This window comes from Paenibacillus sp. JCM 18996, assembly GCF_055392555.1.
Map to the genome: position 1 here is coordinate 3,556,739 of NZ_AP043884.1, position 17,395 is coordinate 3,574,133.

A 17,395-nucleotide genomic window follows, 5' to 3' on the forward strand; every position below is an offset into this window, starting at 1 on the left:
ATATGAAAAGGCTTACGGCGATCGTACTCCTTTGCCTGATATTAGTAGTCGGCCTGGCCGCATGCGGGAACAGCAGCAACGGCGGTGCACAAGCGGGAGACGGCGGCAAGGGAAAAACTACAGTAACTATGGGGTTCTGGGGGACCGCACAGGATTTGAAAACATACCAGGAGATGGCGGCGGCCATTTCGGAGAAATATCCGGATATCACGCTCAAGATCAAGCAATATCCAAGCAGCGAGCAGTTCTGGAACACACTGCCGGGTGAAATTGCGGCGGGTGTGGCGCCTGATTTTATCAAACTGACTAATGAAGGTGCTTTCGAGTACATCAACAAAGGATTGTTTGCTCCGTTGGACGAACTGCTTGGACCGGCCGGCGTCGATATGAGCCGTTTTACTCCGTCGGCAGTGAACATTTGGAAAAAAGACGGTAAACAATACGCGCTTCCGAATATCAATATGCCTGCTATGTTCTTTATTAACGAAGAAATGTGGAAAAAAGCCGGCCTCGGCGACTATCCGAAAACTTGGGACGAAGTGGAAGCGGCCGCCAAGAAATTGAAGACCAAAGATGTGGCCGGAATCACGATCAACATTGACGCGTACCACATCACCAACTATGCGAAAAGCTACGGCGGCGGATGGGGCAACGGAAAAACGATCAGCACTCCGGAGAACGTCCAGGCACTGCAAAAGATTTTCGACATGTATAAAGAGGGCGTAGCCGTAACTCCTAAAGCACTCGGATACGGTTGGGACGGCGAAGTGTTTGCCAACGGAAAATCGGCCATGACCACAGGCGGTTACTGGTATAAAGGCTACTTGAAGGATGCGGCTCCGAACCTGAAATATGTCGTTCTTCCCGTACCTAAGGGCACAGTAAATGCAAGTACGATGATCTCTGACGGTTACGTCGTGCTGAAGGATGCCAAAAACAAGCAAGCGGCGCTTCAGGCAGCGAACTATATGACCAGCGACAAGGTCGAAACCGAATTTATGAAGCTTGGTTTCAATCCGGCGGTGACAAGCCTTTCTTCCAAATTCTTTGATGAAAATCCGGAATTCAAGAATGTAAAAGGCGCTTTGGATTACAGCACCGACTTCGATTATCCTGTGGAAACGAAAAAGTTCATTGACGAGCTCGTGAAACAGCTGGAAGCATCGATCTTGGGCGGAGCGAACAAATCGCCTAAAGACATTCTCGACGGGATTCAATCCCAATTCAAGTAATCTGCTTGATGGGGTGCCGGTTTAAGGACCGCGCCAGTAAAATAATCTGCCCGTTCCCGTTTCCGCTGAGAAACGGGAACATCTGTTTAACGATAAGATAACCAAATTTAGGGATTTAGGAGGATTACGATGGCTGCCTATGAGAGCGGAAGCGTTAGTTTACAGGTAGAAGTCAGGAAGAAAAAGTCGCTGCTGCGTTCTATCGCGGATTCGGATTTTGCCGTCGGATGGCTGTTCAGCCTGCCCTTCCTGATTTTATGGGCCTGGTGGTTTTTGTATCCGTTCGTGCAGTCTTTTCTGCGCAGCTTTCAGGATGTGAAGTTTACTGCTCTGGGCAGCGCGAAATTTGTGGGATTACAAAACTATGTCCGTATTTTACATGACCAGGAATTTTACCGGGCGGTTCTGCACTCACTTGAGATCGTTTTGATCGCTATACCTGTACAGACGTTTCTGGGACTTGTAATGGCGATCCTGGTGAACCAGAAGCTAAACGGAAAAGGCATCTTTCGGACGGTCTTTTTTATCCCGTATATCACCTCGCAAATTGCGGTCACTACCGTATTCATGATGCTGTTTAAAAAAGGCACGTTCGTTACGCACTTTTTCACTTACTTCGGGTTCAAGGATGTAACGTGGTTTGCAGACACCCACTATGCGCTGTTCTTTGTCTGCGTTTTATTTATTTTCCAACAAGCAGGCTTCAGCATGATCGTTTACTTGTCCGGGCTGCAGGAAGTTCCCAAAGATCTGTACGAAGCGGGGCAAATGGACGGGGCGTCCAAATGGGCGCAATTCCGCTACATTACGGTCCCTTACCTCAAGCCGATCACCTTCTTCATCGTTTCCGTCGCGACCATTCTCGGTTTCCAGATTTACGACCAGATTGCCGCCATTTCCAGATACGGAGCGTTGGGGTCGCCTGCGGGAGCTACGAGCACAGTGGTAACCTACTTCTACCAGCACGGTATCCGTTACATGAACATCGGTTACGGAAGCGCGGCAGTTGTCCTCTTTTTCTTCATTATTATGATCATTACATTCCTGCAAAAAAAATGGCTGGACGATAAGGAGTGATATCATGACGGCCAATAAAAGGCTTTCCCTGTTAGGCAATTATGCGATAATTATTATCCTTGGATTTGTTTTCATCCTGCCATTTCTCTATACGTTATACACTTCTGTATCGACCATGCAGAATGTCAATAAACTGGCCGGAATCTCCAGCTGGACTTTGAACAACTACAAGCTGTACTTTACCAATGACGCCTATAATGTGCCCAAGTGGCTGCTGAATACAATCATTATGACCGGCGTTGTCATTATCGGGAACCTGATCATTAACCCGATGGCCGGCTTTGCCCTGGCGAAGGTAGATTTTGCCGGAAAAAAGGTCATTTACTGGATTGTCGTAGCCACGATGATGGTGCCTTACCATATGATTCTGATCCCGGTTTACGTCAATATGGCCCAGATCGGATGGCTTAATTCTTATGCGGCTTTGACGGTTCCGTTTTTGTACCAGTGTTTGTACATCTTTATGATGAGGCAGTTTTTCATCCAGGTACCGAATGAATTCATCGAAGCGGCGAGGATCGACGGATTGACGAAGATGGGAGCTTTCTGGCGCATTGTGTATCCTTTGGCGAAGTCGCCGCTGATTACGATGTCGATCCTGGCTTTTGCGGGTACATGGAACAGCTATCTCATCCCTAGCACGTTTACCAACAACCCGGACAAATATGTCCTCGTCGTCGGCTTGAACAGCGTAAAAGATATGGTGTTCGAAAATACGCCGCTAATTATGGCCGGAGTTGTATTATCCACTCTGCCGATTCTGATCTTCTTCTTTTTATTCCAGCGGCAGTATATCGAGGGCATTTCGAGCTCCGGCATTAAGGGATAACGAGCGTCTGGCCCAGGCCATTCTTTGCGCAACGGATCGATCAATAAACCCAATGGAATGAGGCATAGACGATGGACTACCGGGTCATTAAAGAAGGCGGATTGTTTCTGCTAACGGATAAAAATGGGGATATCACCGGCAACAACGAGATAGGCCATGGCTTATATATGAAGGATACGCGGTTTTTAAGCCGAATGGAAATTTTTATCGACGGGGAAAAGCCCGAGCTGCTTTCTTCCGCCGCCAATAAAAGCTATCTGGCTTCCATCCGGTTAATGAAGGCGGCCAAAGATGAGGGAGCCGTCGAAATCCATAGAGAGCGGTTTATATACGATGGAGTGCTGTACGAGCGTTTCACTCTGACCAACTATTTTCCGGGTGCCGTGAATTTCCGTTTCGCTGCGGCTTTGGACGCCGATTTTCAGGATATGTTCATTGTCCGTAAGTACCGCTCGGGAGAAGTAGGTGCAAAGAGGGGTCAGGACACGGGGTACCGCAACATGTCGATCCGCTACAGAGGAGCCGATGATATTGTGCGGGAGACCCGGATTGCCTGGGACCGTGATGAGACGAGTGCGGATGCGGAGGGAAACGTGCAGTTTTCGATTCGGTTGGAGCCGCAGGAGACGGAACGGATTTGCTTCTTCATTACTCCCGTGCAGGAGCCCCAGTGTCCGTCCGTTCTTGCTTACGACGAAGCGCTGGAAAAGCTGGAAGCTTCTTATGAACGCTGGTATGAAGAAACGTCGCGTATTAGGTCGGATTCCGACGTGTTTGACGGTCTGTTCCTCCGCGGCGCACAGGATTTGCGCATGCTGATGACAGATGTCGGCTATGGTGACATGCCTGTCGCAGGGCTGCCCTGGTTTGCGGTCCCTTTTGGCAGAGACAGCCTCATTACGTCCTTGTTCATGCTTCCGTTAAATCCGAATAAAGTCAAAGGAACATTAAGGACGCTGGCCGCTTACCAAGGCACTGACGTGGATCCGTGGCGCGACGAACAGCCGGGCAAAATCATGCACGAGATACGCTACGGAGAATTGGTGAACACGAAGCAGTCGCCTTTTTCCCCGTATTACGGAACGGTCGATTCGACGCCTCTGTTCCTGGTGTTGATCGGGGAGTACTTCCGCTGGACCGGAGACCTTTCTTTAGTCGAAGAGTTAAAGCCTAACATCGAACGCGCGCTGGAGTGGATCGACCGTGCCGCCCGGGAGTCGGGATTCCTGACCTATCATCAGGAGGCGGAGAAAGGCTTCCCCAACCAGGGCTGGAAGGATTCGAGCAATTCGATCGTGCACCGGTCCGGCGAGTATGCGTCGTCTCCTATCGCGCTTTCGGAGGTTCAGGGGTATGTGTACCAAGCGAAAATGAGTCTGGTTCCGATTTTTGAATTGATGGGCGAGGCGGCGTTTGCGGCCAAGCTGGAGGAAGAAGCGCAACAGCTGCAGCTGAGATTCGAGCAGTCTTTCTGGATGGAGGACAAACAGTTTTACGCCATCGCGTTAGACAAGGACCGGGAGCAGGTGCGTTCGGTGACCTCCAATCCGGGACATCTGCTGATGACAGGGCTGCCTGAGGCTTCCCGGGCGAAACAAATAGCCGCAAGATTAACCGCCGAAGATATGTTTGGCGGCTACGGCATCCGCACCATGAGTACAGACGCGGCCGGTTATTATCCGATGAGCTACCACAACGGCAGCGTATGGCCTCATGATAACGGCATGATTCTGCTTGGATTAAGCCGAATGGGGTATAAAGAAGAAGCGGCGGCTGTTCTATCCGGTTTGCTGGAGGCGTCCAGGTCTTTCGAGTATCAGCGTCTCCCTGAGCTATTCTGTGGCTATGATTCGGAGCTGGGCTATCCGGTGCCGTATCCGTCCACATGCTCGCCGCAGGCGTGGGCGGCGGCGACATCTGTCGTTTTTATGCAGGTGATGTTAGGCTTGAATCCGAATGCGCCGGCAAAGGAAATCGTCATCGATCCGTTCCTGCCGGAAGCTATGGACAAGCTGACGGCGGAAAATATTCATATCGGTTCGGGCCATTTGTCTTTAAAAGTTACACGCAGCCGGCCAGGCGGGAATATTTTTAACGTGGAAGTTCTGGACAATACTACAGGCTTTGAAGTGATCCGTTCATAGAAAAATCAAGGTGAGGCTGTGAATACATGAATAAAACTTGGTGGAAAGAAGCAGTCGTCTATCAGGTGTACTGGAGAAGCTTTTTGGACACCGATGGAGACGGTTATGGAGATTTGGATGGGGTTATTCAAAAGCTGGATTATATCCGCGAGCTGGGCGCCGATGTGATTTGGCTGAATCCTTGCTACGGCTCTCCCGATGTGGATAACGGCTATGACATTTCCAATTACCGGTCCGTGATGCCCAAAGCCGGAACGATGGAAACGCTGGAAAGGCTGATCGGGGAGGTTCATGCCCGCGGGATGAAGCTCATTATGGATTTGGTCGTCAACCATACTTCCGATCAGCATCCATGGTTTATCGAGTCCCGTTCGTCCAAGGAGAATCCGAAGAGAGATTATTATATATGGCGCAAGGAAACGAACAACTGGAGATCGTATTTTACCCCGTCCACATGGGAATACGATGACAGTACCGGCGAATATTATTTCCATTCCTTTGCGGTGGAGCAGCCGGACCTGAACTGGGAAAATCCGAAGGTCCGTGAAGAAATCTATGATATGATGCGCTTCTGGCTGGATAAAGGCATCGACGGATTCCGCATGGACGTGATCAACCTGCTTGCGAAGCAGGCGGGCTTCCCGGATGCGAAAAACCCTGACCATATTTCTTATCTGGGCAACAATCCGGGCATCCATGAGTACCTGCAGGAAATGCACGACAAAGTATCGAAGCATTACGATATTTTCACCGTCGGCGAAATTCCGTTCGTCACTCCGGAGGACGGGGTGCTGTATGTAGGGGAAGACCGCGGGGAGCTTCATACTTTGTTCCATTTTGAAGTGGCGGATTATATGGCGCATTGGGATATGAATCGGTTTAAGGATATCCAGAAAAGATGGTATGAAGGTCTGTGGGGAAAAGGCTGGAACTCCCAGTTCCTCAACAACCATGACCACACCCGGCTTGTCACCCGGTTTGGGAACGACACCACCTATCGCGTGGAATCGGCCAAATGCTTTGCAACGCTGCTGCATACGCTGCCGGGCATGCCGTACATTTACCAAGGCGAAGAAATCGGCATGACCGGTGTCCGCTTCGGCTCGATTGAAGACTATAACGATATCGCGATGAAAAATAAATACAAAGAAGAAGTCGCAAAGGGAAGAGATCCGCAGGAAGTGTTCGAAAGCCTGCTTCATCTGTCCCGAGATAATTCAAGAACTCCCGTCCAGTGGAACGGATCGGAGAATGCCGGGTTCTCCGGCGGCACGCCGTGGATCAAAGTCAATCCCAATTACAAAGAGATTAATGTAGAGCAGGCTTTGGCCGACCCGGATTCCGTGTTTTATTATTACAAAAAGCTAATAGAGCTCAGAAAAGAAAATGAAGTCATGGTCTACGGCAGCTACGAGCCGGTCCTTGAGGACCACGAGCAGGTCTATGCGTATTTACGCGTCCTGGATGGAGAGAAGTGGTTGGTCCTCCTGAACATTTCTGATCAGCCGGCAGTTTGCCAGCTTCCCGCGCCTGCGGCTGCTGCAGCTAAAGAAACGGTGATCGCGAATTACCCGCAGCAAGCCGGACAAAGCGGCAGTTCTGTTCAGCTGCAGCCTTATGAAGCAAGGATTTATCGCCTGCAGCAGTAGCACCAAAAAGGACCATCAGGAACAGCTCATCCTGATGGTCCTTTTTGGTGCTACCCATACGTTTGTGCGTGGGGAGGGAATAAATATGGGATTCCAACCGCTGTTGAAGTCGTGTTCCATTGAATTTATTAAGCGGTAAGAACACGACTTCAAAGGCGGCCGCTACCGCTTTTCCACCCCATACTCATTCCCTGTTCTCTCTCACTTGTTGTATTCTTATACTCCTTTAAACGGTTGGACAGCAGAACCTGGCTTGTCTCTTCCTCGCTTCAAAAGTTTCGTTTAAGTGTTGGTATGTGATATAGCGGATTTTCGAGGCGTTATTGTTCCTTGTATTATGTGAGTTCACCTGATAACGCCCTTTGGAGGCTCTATTTCAGTGAATTCCCCTTCCGCTATCGATCGCAATCTGTCATCACAATATCAATAACGCCCTTTAAATCCTCTATATTTCAAATAGCTCTTAGCCCCCTTTTTCGCAATAAGCGCGGCTCCCTTTGGCCTCCCGTCCTCCTTGCCGGTTTTTTCTGTAAAAAAAGGTTAACATATCCTTTACAAAACGCCTGATCATCTTTATTCTCAAGATATATACCATTATATCGAAGGTGAGACCATTGAGATGAAGAATATTTTTAAGGCGCTTTCATTTCAAAGCATGTTTTTATTCTCTTTTCTCATTTTCACCTCTATACTTCTCCTTATTTTTGGAATTACAAGCTACTATATTACAAATCAAGAGATTGTCAATCAAACCATTCATTCACGCAAGCTCCTTTTAAATGAGATCAATAAACAGTTGACGGCCCAAATGCAGTCAATCGAATACGACTCTCTGGCGATAAGCAGCAGTCCCCATGTAATCAATTATTTGCAGTTTCCGGAGGATTCTTATGAACGCATTGAATCCGATCAAGAAATTCTGGGCGACTTAAGCCGTCCAAGCTATATAAAGAACGAAATTCATTCGATACAGCTGTACGCCAAAAATAGGAGAGGCAGTCTCCAGATCGGAGCGAACGGCGTTTACAGCTATGACTCGATCAGGCAAACCTCCTGGTACGGGCAGATCAGTAATGCGGACAACTGCTGGGTGGGCGCTCATCAAATTGAAGTGGAGAGCTACCCGACCAATGAGACGACGGTGGTCACTTATGCCAGGAAAATACTTTCGGCTTCAGGTAAAGAAATCGGAATTTTGGTTATTAATGTGAAGCTCTCTGCTATTCAACATATTGTTTCCGCAGGCTCAGTGGATTTTAACCGCTATATTATCGATTCCAGCAACCGGCTGATTACCGAAATCGTCGACCAAAGGGAAGGGCAAAACTCATATATCAACCATAAAGACAAAATTGGTAAAATACTGGATCAATCCATGAATGAACAATTTTCCATTTTTAGATTAAACAAAAAGGAACTTATCATTTGGAGCAAGCAAAACAAAAGCGGCTGGATCACTATGGATATGATTCCCTGGAACAGCATGGTCAGCGGAAGCAAGAAAATAGAAAAAGTAATTGTCGGCTCAGGGCTGATCTGTATCATTTTGGCGGCGATTATGGCTCTCCTTCTGTCTAGACAGTTCGTAAAACCGATCCGCAAGCTCATCCAGGTGATGAATCAGGTGAAGGTTGGAAACCTGAATCTCCATATAAGCAACCAGTACCAGAATGAATTCGGGAACTTGTACAACCATTTTAACCACATGATATCCCGGATTCAGCATCTGATGGAACAAGTGAATGAGGAGCACCGGAAGAAACGGGAAGCGGAGCTGCAGGTACTGCAGGCGCAAATCAATCCTCATTTCATTTACAATACGCTGGACATCATTAATTGGCATTCCATCGATCACGGAGCCCATGAAATCAGCCGTATGCTCTCCTTACTGGGCAAAATGCTTCGTATCGGACTGTCCAAGGGAGCTTCTTTTATACCGATCCAATTGGAAATACAGCATCTGGTCTGTTACATCGAGCTGCAGAAAATCCGATACCAGCACAACATCTCTTTCAGCATCAATATACCGGAATCGATAGAATCCTATTTCATACCCAAATTAGTTATCCAGCCGTTTGTGGAAAATTCCATTATGCATGGGATTGGCAATGTAAAGGAGGGGGATATCAAAATCATAGGCGAGGAAAGCGGAAACGATATTATTTTCACCATTATGGATAACGGGAAGGGCATGGAGCGCCATGATTTGAATTCACCTGCTGTAATGCTGGGCGGAATCCGCAATGTGCATGACAGAATAAAGATGTATTACGGACAAGAATATGGCGTCGGTATGGAAAGTGAAGTTGGTGCCGGGACGGTTATGACCATTCGTATACCTAAGATTGCGCACAATCTGCAGTATAAAGGAAGGGGTGCCTGAATGCTTAAAGCCGTTATCGTCGACGATGATTTAATCACCTTGAACGGATTGCAAAAAGCGGTGGATTGGAAGGGATTGGATATAGAGGTTATCGGGACAGCGCAAAACGGCAATGAGGGACTTGACCAAATTAATACCCATCAGCCGGATATTATTCTGACGGATATTTTTATGCCCGCCATGAACGGTATTGAAATGCTCAAACAACTACGGGAGCAGGGCAATGAAGCTGAAATTGTGATCCTCAGCGGATATCAAGACTTCATGTATGCCAGGTCGGCGATGAAATTGAATGTTAATGACTATTTGTCCAAGCCGTCCACGATTGATGAGATTGAGAATGCTATCAAAAATGTTATAGAAAAAGTAAGAAAAAAGAACAAATGCGAACGGGAAGAAAAGGAATTGAAAGAACTGCTGCAGTATAACGGCAGGCTTACCCAAAAACAGGTGTTAAAGGAACTGCTTGAGCCGGGCTGCGCCCATCCCATCCTGCCCAAGGCTTTAAAGTACCTGCAGATGGATTTATCGTGCCATTATTGTTCAGTGATAATTATTGAATTTAGCAAGGACAGAGACCGAATCGGGTGCAAACCCAGTGAATGGTTGTTGCTCAATTATGCGGTGAGCAACATCGTTGATGAAATGGTGCAGAAAAATAAAGGGATTTACCTGGCGGATATCCAGCGCAATATGATTACGGTCATCGTCAGCGTGGGAAAAGAGGCCGGCAGAGAATACATTGAGCGGCGCTCCAGGGAAATAGCAAACGAATTTCTTCTCAATATAAGCAGCTACCTCAAAATCCACGTCTGGGCGGCGCTTGGACCGGTGGTGGATTCGATAGAACTGATCAAAAATTCCTATACAGAAGCCATAAATTTATTGGCGGAGCGCGAGAACTGGGTGGATAAACGATTGATCTCCCAACAGGATTTGAGCCATCTGACGCGTAAATCTCACCGCCGTCCTACAGAATGCTATTTCGCGCTTAATGACGCCGTATTATCCGGAGATCGGGAATCGGTGGAGATGAAATTGAAGGAACTGAAACTGACCATTACCGTAAACTCCATGCCAGGGTTAAGCATAAACGCAGTCAGGGACTTCGCCGTTGAATTTATGGGTATTTTGATGGTCTCTCTTTATGAACACGCGCTTTCCATGGAAGAAATCCTCACTGATTTTAACCTGTATAAAGAGCTGGAGGGCCTGTATACTGTCGATGATTTGGAAGTATGGTTACGGGTCACTCTTCTTCCGGTCTGCAGTTATATCGAATCAAGGAATACAGTGAAGCATAAAAAAACAATCGATTTCATCGTCAGGTATATCCGGGAACATTATGCGGAGGATATTACGCTGGATATCATCGCGGAGAAAGTTTTTTTGACACGCAATTATTTGAGCCAGATCTTCAAGCTGGAAACCGGAGAAAATTATAATAATTATCTGACACGCGTACGTATGGATAAGGCGAAGGAACTTATTCTGAAAGGAAATTACAAGCTGTATGAGATCGCCCGAATGGTAGGGTACAAAAACACTGCTTACTTCAGCCAATTGTTCAAAAAATACACAGGCAGCAATCCTTCAGAAATCAATCAGTGAAGTCTCAATAGAGGTTTTGTTAATAATAATTATAGATTTCTCTTATTTCATTACCATACACTGCCATTTATAATGGCTGTAGTACGATCAGGGGGCACAAGATGAGCAGGAAAAGAGTTAGGGGCACGCCTTTATACATCGTTTTGTGCGCATCCCTAAGCCTGATGGTACTGGCCGGCTGCAGCGGTCCTATCCGCGCCAAAGATAAAGGGGATACCAGCCGGAGTGAGGCCGAAAATATAGAACTGCGCTTCGCGTGGTGGGGCAGCCAAGGCAGACACGACCGGACTTTGAAGACTATAGAAAAGTTTCAGGAGCTCCATCCCCATATCACAATCAAGCCGGAATACTCCAGCTGGGATGGATATTGGCAGAGGCTTTCCACTCAGGTGGCGGGCGGCAGAGAGCCGGACATTATCCAGATGAGCATACTGTACATAAAGGAATATTCGGAACGTGGTGTGCTGTTAGACCTTGAGCCTTATAAAGGAATAGAACTTAAGACAGACGAGTTGAATGAAGATATTCTGCAACATCAAGGCAGCGTGCAGGGCAGGCTGACCGGTATTCCGATTGCCGATAACGCTTCTGTCCTTTTTTACAACAAAGAGATGTATAAGCAGGCCGGTGTCGAGGCGCCGAAAAAAGATATGACCTGGCAGGAATATTTTGATAAAGCCCGTGAAATGAAAGGGAAATTAGGAAGCAAGGTATACGGAGCACTGGATTTCTCCTCCAGCTATGAAGGGTTTATGTATTATCTCAATTCTGTAGGGGACCGCTTGTATAACGATAACAGGCTTGGATACGAAGATCTGAATTTAAAAAATTGGCTCGCCATGTGGGATAACGCCAGGCAAGAAGGTCTGGTCCCGCCTGCGGCCGAAAGTGCGGCATACCTTTTGGGCTCGGGAGATCCCACAAAAGATCCGTTGATGAAAGGGATTGTGCCTATATATGGTCCCGGCTGGACGAGCAGTTTTGCGGCATATGAGAATGTGATGAAGGACAAAATCGGCATGGTTTCCGTCCCCCGTGACAAATACACCGGCAGTGTTTTGGAGACCGCGATGTTTTTAACGGGTTCGGCTAAGACAAGGTATCCCAAGGAGGTCGCGATGTTTATCGATTTCTTCGTGAATTCGAAGGAAGCGGCGGACATCTTTGAAACGGAGAGAGGCATTCCGGAAAATAAAAAAATCCGGGAGTCGCTTACCCCTAGATTTACGGACAGGGACAAGAAAACGATAGAGATGCTCGATCACGTTACGGGCAGTCAGCCTGCCTGGTATGACGCGGGTCCCAAAGGGGCAGGGGAAGTGAGCAAGCTGTTCGAACAAGTGGTACAGAAACAGCAGTTCGGTAAAGCAAGCATAGACGAAGCGGCAGCTGAATTCCGGGGAGAAGCCGGTAAGATTTTTGAGAAAAATAAATGAGGCACAAACCCGTAAAGGAGGATTCCATCTTGCGGCAAAAGAAATTTTCCATCATCGGCTGCCAGCATGCCCATATTGAGATTTTTATTGAGGAGATGCGGGCGCTTGAATATGAATGTGCAGGAATCTATGAACAGGAAAATGAGAAGCTGGCCAGATCAGTTGCGGAAAAGTTCGGGATTCCAATTGTCTCTGAAAAAGAGACCCTGCTGGAAGCGGGCATCGAAATCGTAGGCTGCGCCTCGATCAACAACGAAAAAATTGACATTATTGAACTGTGTGAACGGCACGGAAAGCACGTTATGGTAGACAAACCCGCGGTGACGGGCAGGAGCGATTACGAGCGCCTCGTTTCCGTAAGGGAAAGAGGTAAAATTCAAGTCGGTATGCTGCTGACGGAGCGGTTCACCCCCCCGGTGTACACACTAAAGAAGCTGATCGAACAAGGCATACTGGGTTCGCTTGTCAGCGTAGGGATACGTAAACCGCACCGATTGAATCCTGGCCTCCGTCCCGAGTGGTTTTTTTCGAAAGAGCGGAATGGGGGGGTTGTCATTGATCTTCTTATCCATGATTTCGATCTTCTTCGCTGGTTTACAGGCAAAGAAGTCGCTGCTGCAGAAGGATTTATGGCCAAAAACATTCTTCCTGCATACGCCGGCTTTTACGACGCAGCTTTCCTGCAGGTGGTTATGGGAGGAAACACGGCAGCCCAGCTCTATGCGGACTGGTACACGCCTGAAACAAGCTGGACATGGGGAGACGGAAGAATATTCGTATCCGGAACGAAAGGATGTGCGGAAATTCGCACCGCCGGTGACCCGTTTATTTCCAAAAGCCCGCTTTTGCTGCAGGTCACCGATGCTGGGGCACCGAGTTTGGTTGATTTGGAGTGCCCTCCTGCAACCGTTTCAGAAGATTTTTTAAACCGCATCCGTGGGGACGATGCTTTGCTGACCTTTGACGATCTGTTAAAAGCGACAAAAGCAACCATTGATGCGGATGAAAATGTACGCATCCTAAATGCATTTTCCTGAAAGGGGGGTGATGTTGTGGAATGGAAAGGAAAACGTGTCGACACCGGGGAACCTATCCAGGTTGCCGTGCACAATGGTGTAATCCGATCGGTTGAGGCCGCCGAAGATGACGGGCATTTGCCATGGATTTCACCCGGATGGATTGATCTGCAGGTCAACGGCTTTGCGGGCTATGACTTTAATGACGAGACAACCACAGCCCAGGATTTTATAGGCGTTACGAGAGCCATGTGGACCAAGGGGGTGACGTCTTATTTGCCTACCGTCATAACGGGAAGCTTCGAACGGATTTGCCGAGCAATGGCGGCATATGCAGAGCTATGCGAATCTGCGGATGAAGTGAATTTCTCCATCCCGGGTATCCATTTGGAAGGGCCTTATCTGTCTGATGAGGACGGACCGCGCGGCGCGCATGACCGGGCCCATATCAGAAATCCTGACTGGCAGGAATTTATGGAATGGCAGAATGCGTCCGGCGGTAGAATTCGTCTGGTTACGGTTGCCCCGGAACGGGAAGGAGCAATATCCTTCATCCAAAGACTTCACGAAGCGGGTATTATTGTCAGCCTCGGCCATACGAACGCTACAGCCGAGCAGATAAACCAAGCCATTGAAGCGGGAGCGGCGCTCTCAACCCACTTGGGCAATGGAGCCCACCCGATACTGCCGCGCCACCCCAACTACATATGGGAGCAATTGGGAGACGACCGACTCTGGGCTACCTTCATTCCCGACGGACATCATTTGGCTCCAAAGGTACTCAAATCGATGGTGCGGGCGAAACAAAGCAAAGCGCTGTTTGTCAGCGATTGTGTGAAATTCGGTGGGCTGCCGCCAGGGCGTTATACAAGCGAAATCGGGTCGGAAGTGATTCTTCACGCCGATGGACGTTTGAATACTGCGGCTAACCCTGCTATTCTGGCGGGCTCCGCCCAATCCCTGGATCTTGGGATTGCGTCTGCGTTGCAAAAGGCGGGAATTGATTTAAGCGAAGCCATCCAAGCTGTTACGGCCAGACCTGCCGAGGCGATGGGGTTTGACAGATTAGGCCGGCTTGAGCCAGGTGCTGCAGGAAATTTAACGCTGTTCCATTTCCCGGATCCGGATGGAGAACTAGCCATCGTCGAAACTGTTGTAAACGGAAACATTGTTTATAAATACCGGCAACAAAACAAACCGAATGGAGTGAAGTCAGATGCAAGTTAAAGTATTGGAAAATCCCGAGAAGTTGGGTTATGAAGCGGCTGTTTATTCCGCTGAAGTGCTTAAAGAGGCCATCGGGAGAAAAGGAAAAGCACGGATCATTTTATCGACGGGGGCATCGCAATTTGAATTTTTTAAAGCTTTTGTACAAATGGATGTGGAATGGAACAAAGTGGAGATGTTCCATTTGGATGAATATGTAGATTTGCCTGAAAGCCATCCTGCCAGCTTCCGGAAGTATTTGAAAGAAAGGTTTCTCAGCCATGTGAACATTAAAGAAGCCCATTTTGTAAACGGTGAAGGAAATTACGAACAGAACACACAGGAACTCAATGAAGCCGTGGCCATGGAACCGGTGGATTTGGCCTTGATCGGAATCGGCGAGAATGCCCATATTGCCTTTAACGATCCCCCTGCAAATTTTGATACTGATCAACCTTATATCGTAGTGGATCTTGACGAAGCATGCAAAAAACAGCAGGTGGGCGAGGGATGGTTTTCAACAATAGATGAGGTCCCCAAAAAAGCGATAACCATGTCAGTCAAGCAAATCCTCAAAAGTAACGTTATCGTTTCCTGCGTCCCCCATAAGGTGAAAGCCAAGGCGGTCCAATTGACGCTGCAGAGCGAAATCACAAACCAAATTCCGGCTACCATTTTAAAATCACATTCGAACTGGACTCTTTTTATCGATAATGAATCCGCCTCCTTAGCCGAACCGTCGGTATTAAACAAATAAGCAGAATAAAAGGATACGAAAAACCTTGGAGAGGTGAACAGAATGAAGACATTAAACGTCGGGATCATTGGGCAGGGCCGAAGCGGACGAGATATTCACGCCTATTCTTTAAGCAAAATGCCTGAATATTATAATATTGCCGCGGTGGTTGATCCGCTCAAGGAGCGGCGAAACAGGGCTAAAGAGGAACTCGGTTGCGATACTTATGCGGATTACCGCGAACTGTTAGATAGAACGGATCTGGATTTGATTGTAAATGCTTCGCCCAGTCATCTGCATGTGCCGATATCGATGGATATCCTGCAAAGCGGGTTTAACGTGCTTTGTGAGAAGCCGCTCGCCAGAAGAACGGAAGAGGTCGACGCATTGATCAAGGCTGCAGAAAGTTCCGGAAAGCTGTTAGCCGTATTTCAGCAATCGCGTTTTGCCCCTGCCTTTGAGAAAATGGGAAAGGTTATAGAATCCGGAATCCTTGGCCGTATTGTACAGATCAGCATTGCCTACAACGGTTTTTCCAGGAGATGGGACTGGCAGACGCTTCAAGAGAACAACGGAGGGAATTTGCTTAACACCGGCCCTCATCCGCTCGACCAGGCATTACAGCTGTTCGGACCGGATGCACAGCCTCAGGTTACATGCAGCATGGATAGCGCCAACACGTTCGGAGATGCGGAAGATTATGTAAAGCTGCTGCTTCAGGGCGAAGGTCGTCCGACGATTGACGTGGAAATCTCATCCTGCTGCGCGTATCCGGGCTATACATACAATGTGCAAGGAACACAAGGCGGATTGCGGGGATCGACCTCCCATTTGGAATGGAAATATTTCCAACCTGAGGAAACTCCGGAGCAGAGGCTGGTCTCAGTGCCTTTAAGCAAATCGGATGGGACACCGGCCTATTGCGGAGAACAGTTAATTTGGCATGAAGACAGCTGGGATATTACTGAAGAAGCGGGCAAGGATCTTTTTCTTTCGATGGCTGCGTCTTTTTATACGATGCTTTATGACACGCTAACCAGCGGGACGCCTTTAAAGGTAACCGTCGAGCAGGTCAGGCGGCAGGTCGCCGTAATGGAGGAATGCTTCCGTCAAAATCCTTCGTTTCAAAAAGGAGGATTACGAGTACCATGAACCTGCAAAACGCACAGAGGAGAGCGGAGCTTTACAGGCTGCTTGGAGATTTGCCCAGCCGGAAGGAAATAACCGTCGATAAACTATTCGAGGAAGAACGGGAAACCTACATATTGGAAAAGCTGGTGCTGCACCTCAATGGAATAGAGCCAGTACCCGCTTATTTCGTACGTCCGAAAAATATGGCAGGGCCCTCGCCCGCCGTTGTATTCAATCACTCTCACGGCGGATTTTATACAGCAGGCAAAAACGAGCTGCTCACGGGAGCCCCTTACATGCAGGTGCCCCCTTACGCGGAACAGCTGACACAGAAAGGGTACTCGGCTATAAGCATAGACGCCTGGGGCTTTGGAGAGCGCCATGCAGAAGGACGTACAGAAAGTATGATCTTTAAAGAGATGCTTTGGTCGGGCCGGGTAATGTGGGGCATGATGGTTTACGATACACTGCGTGCGGTCGATTACCTGGTGACGCGGCCGGATGTGGATTCGCAGCGGATTGCCACTTTGGGAATGTCTATGGGAAGCACGATGGCCTGGTGGGCGGCCGCGTTGGACCGGCGGATCAAGGTTTGCGTCGATCTTTGTTGTATGACCGATTTCCACGCCCTTATAGAAAATCAGGGCCTTGACGGCCATGGAATTTATTATTATGTTCCCGGCCTGTTGAAGCATTTTACGACGGCACAGATCAACGCATTAATTGCACCCAGACCGCATCTAAGCCTAAACGGTTTATTTGATTTGCTCACCCCCCGGGACGGTTTAGACAAAATCGATACAGAATTGAAAAGCGTCTACCGTGAGGAAAATGCGCCGGAAGCCTGGAGCCTTCAAAGATATGAAGCCGGGCATCAGGAGACCCCCGGGATGCGCTCGGAAGTAATGGCATTTTTGGGCAAATGGCTGTAATCGGTCGGGCTTA

General features: G+C 48.4%; 13 protein-coding genes. All 13 read left to right on the forward strand.

Translation table 11 applies throughout. The annotated features are described in order from the left end of the window. Window positions 1-2 precede the first annotated feature (2 nt). Complete coding sequence (locus ACZ5N7_RS17495) at window positions 3-1,232, forward strand: ABC transporter substrate-binding protein (protein ID WP_464655898.1); 1,230 nt, start codon at window positions 3-5, stop codon at window positions 1,230-1,232. 129 nt (window positions 1,233-1,361) lie between these two features. After that, window positions 1,362-2,309, forward strand: a complete 948-nt coding sequence (locus ACZ5N7_RS17500) for a carbohydrate ABC transporter permease (protein ID WP_464655899.1) — start codon at window positions 1,362-1,364, stop codon at window positions 2,307-2,309. Window positions 2,310-2,313: 4 nt separating this feature from the next. Next, window positions 2,314-3,138: a carbohydrate ABC transporter permease gene (locus ACZ5N7_RS17505; protein ID WP_464655900.1), complete on the forward strand. Its 825-nt coding sequence runs from the start codon at window positions 2,314-2,316 to the stop codon at window positions 3,136-3,138. Between the two features lie 71 nt (window positions 3,139-3,209). Beyond that, the gene (locus tag ACZ5N7_RS17510) at window positions 3,210-5,282 is read left to right on the forward strand and encodes an amylo-alpha-1,6-glucosidase (protein WP_464655901.1); all 2,073 of its coding nucleotides are present in this window, start codon (window positions 3,210-3,212) and stop codon (window positions 5,280-5,282) included. Window positions 5,283-5,308: 26 nt separating this feature from the next. After that, on the forward strand, window positions 5,309-6,931 hold the full coding sequence (locus ACZ5N7_RS17515; protein ID WP_464655902.1) for a glycoside hydrolase family 13 protein: 1,623 nt from the start codon (window positions 5,309-5,311) through the stop codon (window positions 6,929-6,931). Window positions 6,932-7,550: 619 nt separating this feature from the next. Further along, window positions 7,551-9,314, forward strand: coding sequence for a cache domain-containing sensor histidine kinase (locus ACZ5N7_RS17520; protein ID WP_464655903.1), 1,764 nt, complete (start codon window positions 7,551-7,553; stop codon window positions 9,312-9,314). Next, a complete protein-coding gene (locus tag ACZ5N7_RS17525) occupies window positions 9,315-10,925 on the forward strand; it encodes a response regulator (protein ID WP_464655904.1) in 1,611 nt (536 codons plus the stop codon). It abuts the gene before it with no gap. A 101-nt stretch (window positions 10,926-11,026) separates the two neighbouring features. Then, window positions 11,027-12,361, forward strand: coding sequence for an ABC transporter substrate-binding protein (locus ACZ5N7_RS17530; protein WP_464655905.1), 1,335 nt, complete (start codon window positions 11,027-11,029; stop codon window positions 12,359-12,361). 29 nt (window positions 12,362-12,390) lie between these two features. Next, the gene (locus tag ACZ5N7_RS17535) at window positions 12,391-13,398 is read left to right on the forward strand and encodes a Gfo/Idh/MocA family protein (protein WP_464655906.1); all 1,008 of its coding nucleotides are present in this window, start codon (window positions 12,391-12,393) and stop codon (window positions 13,396-13,398) included. Between the two features lie 15 nt (window positions 13,399-13,413). After that, the gene (locus tag ACZ5N7_RS17540) at window positions 13,414-14,604 is read left to right on the forward strand and encodes an N-acetylglucosamine-6-phosphate deacetylase (protein ID WP_464655907.1); all 1,191 of its coding nucleotides are present in this window, start codon (window positions 13,414-13,416) and stop codon (window positions 14,602-14,604) included. Next, the gene (locus ACZ5N7_RS17545) at window positions 14,594-15,340 is read left to right on the forward strand and encodes a glucosamine-6-phosphate deaminase (protein ID WP_464655908.1); all 747 of its coding nucleotides are present in this window, start codon (window positions 14,594-14,596) and stop codon (window positions 15,338-15,340) included. Before ACZ5N7_RS17540 ends, ACZ5N7_RS17545 begins: the two co-directional genes overlap by 11 nt. Window positions 15,341-15,382: 42 nt before the next feature. Further along, the gene (locus ACZ5N7_RS17550) at window positions 15,383-16,471 is read left to right on the forward strand and encodes a Gfo/Idh/MocA family protein (RefSeq protein ID WP_464655909.1); all 1,089 of its coding nucleotides are present in this window, start codon (window positions 15,383-15,385) and stop codon (window positions 16,469-16,471) included. Continuing rightward, a complete protein-coding gene (locus ACZ5N7_RS17555) occupies window positions 16,468-17,382 on the forward strand; it encodes a dienelactone hydrolase family protein (protein WP_464655910.1) in 915 nt (304 codons plus the stop codon). The genes ACZ5N7_RS17550 and ACZ5N7_RS17555 overlap by 4 nt, the downstream gene beginning before the upstream one ends. Window positions 17,383-17,395: the final 13 nt, after the last annotated feature.

Coding starts and splice junctions, on each gene's coding strand:
- ACZ5N7_RS17500 (WP_464655899.1), top strand. CDS start 1,362: ATGGCTGCCTATGAGAGCGGAAGCGTTAGTTTACAGGTAGAAGTCAGG.
- ACZ5N7_RS17515 (WP_464655902.1), top strand. CDS start 5,309: ATGAATAAAACTTGGTGGAAAGAAGCAGTCGTCTATCAGGTGTACTGG.
- ACZ5N7_RS17520 (WP_464655903.1), top strand. CDS start 7,551: ATGAAGAATATTTTTAAGGCGCTTTCATTTCAAAGCATGTTTTTATTC.
- ACZ5N7_RS17510 (WP_464655901.1), top strand. CDS start 3,210: ATGGACTACCGGGTCATTAAAGAAGGCGGATTGTTTCTGCTAACGGAT.
- ACZ5N7_RS17525 (WP_464655904.1), top strand. CDS start 9,315: ATGCTTAAAGCCGTTATCGTCGACGATGATTTAATCACCTTGAACGGA.
- ACZ5N7_RS17550 (WP_464655909.1), top strand. CDS start 15,383: ATGAAGACATTAAACGTCGGGATCATTGGGCAGGGCCGAAGCGGACGA.
- ACZ5N7_RS17505 (WP_464655900.1), top strand. CDS start 2,314: ATGACGGCCAATAAAAGGCTTTCCCTGTTAGGCAATTATGCGATAATT.
- ACZ5N7_RS17495 (WP_464655898.1), top strand. CDS start 3: ATGAAAAGGCTTACGGCGATCGTACTCCTTTGCCTGATATTAGTAGTC.
- ACZ5N7_RS17555 (WP_464655910.1), top strand. CDS start 16,468: ATGAACCTGCAAAACGCACAGAGGAGAGCGGAGCTTTACAGGCTGCTT.
- ACZ5N7_RS17530 (WP_464655905.1), top strand. CDS start 11,027: ATGAGCAGGAAAAGAGTTAGGGGCACGCCTTTATACATCGTTTTGTGC.
- ACZ5N7_RS17545 (WP_464655908.1), top strand. CDS start 14,594: ATGCAAGTTAAAGTATTGGAAAATCCCGAGAAGTTGGGTTATGAAGCG.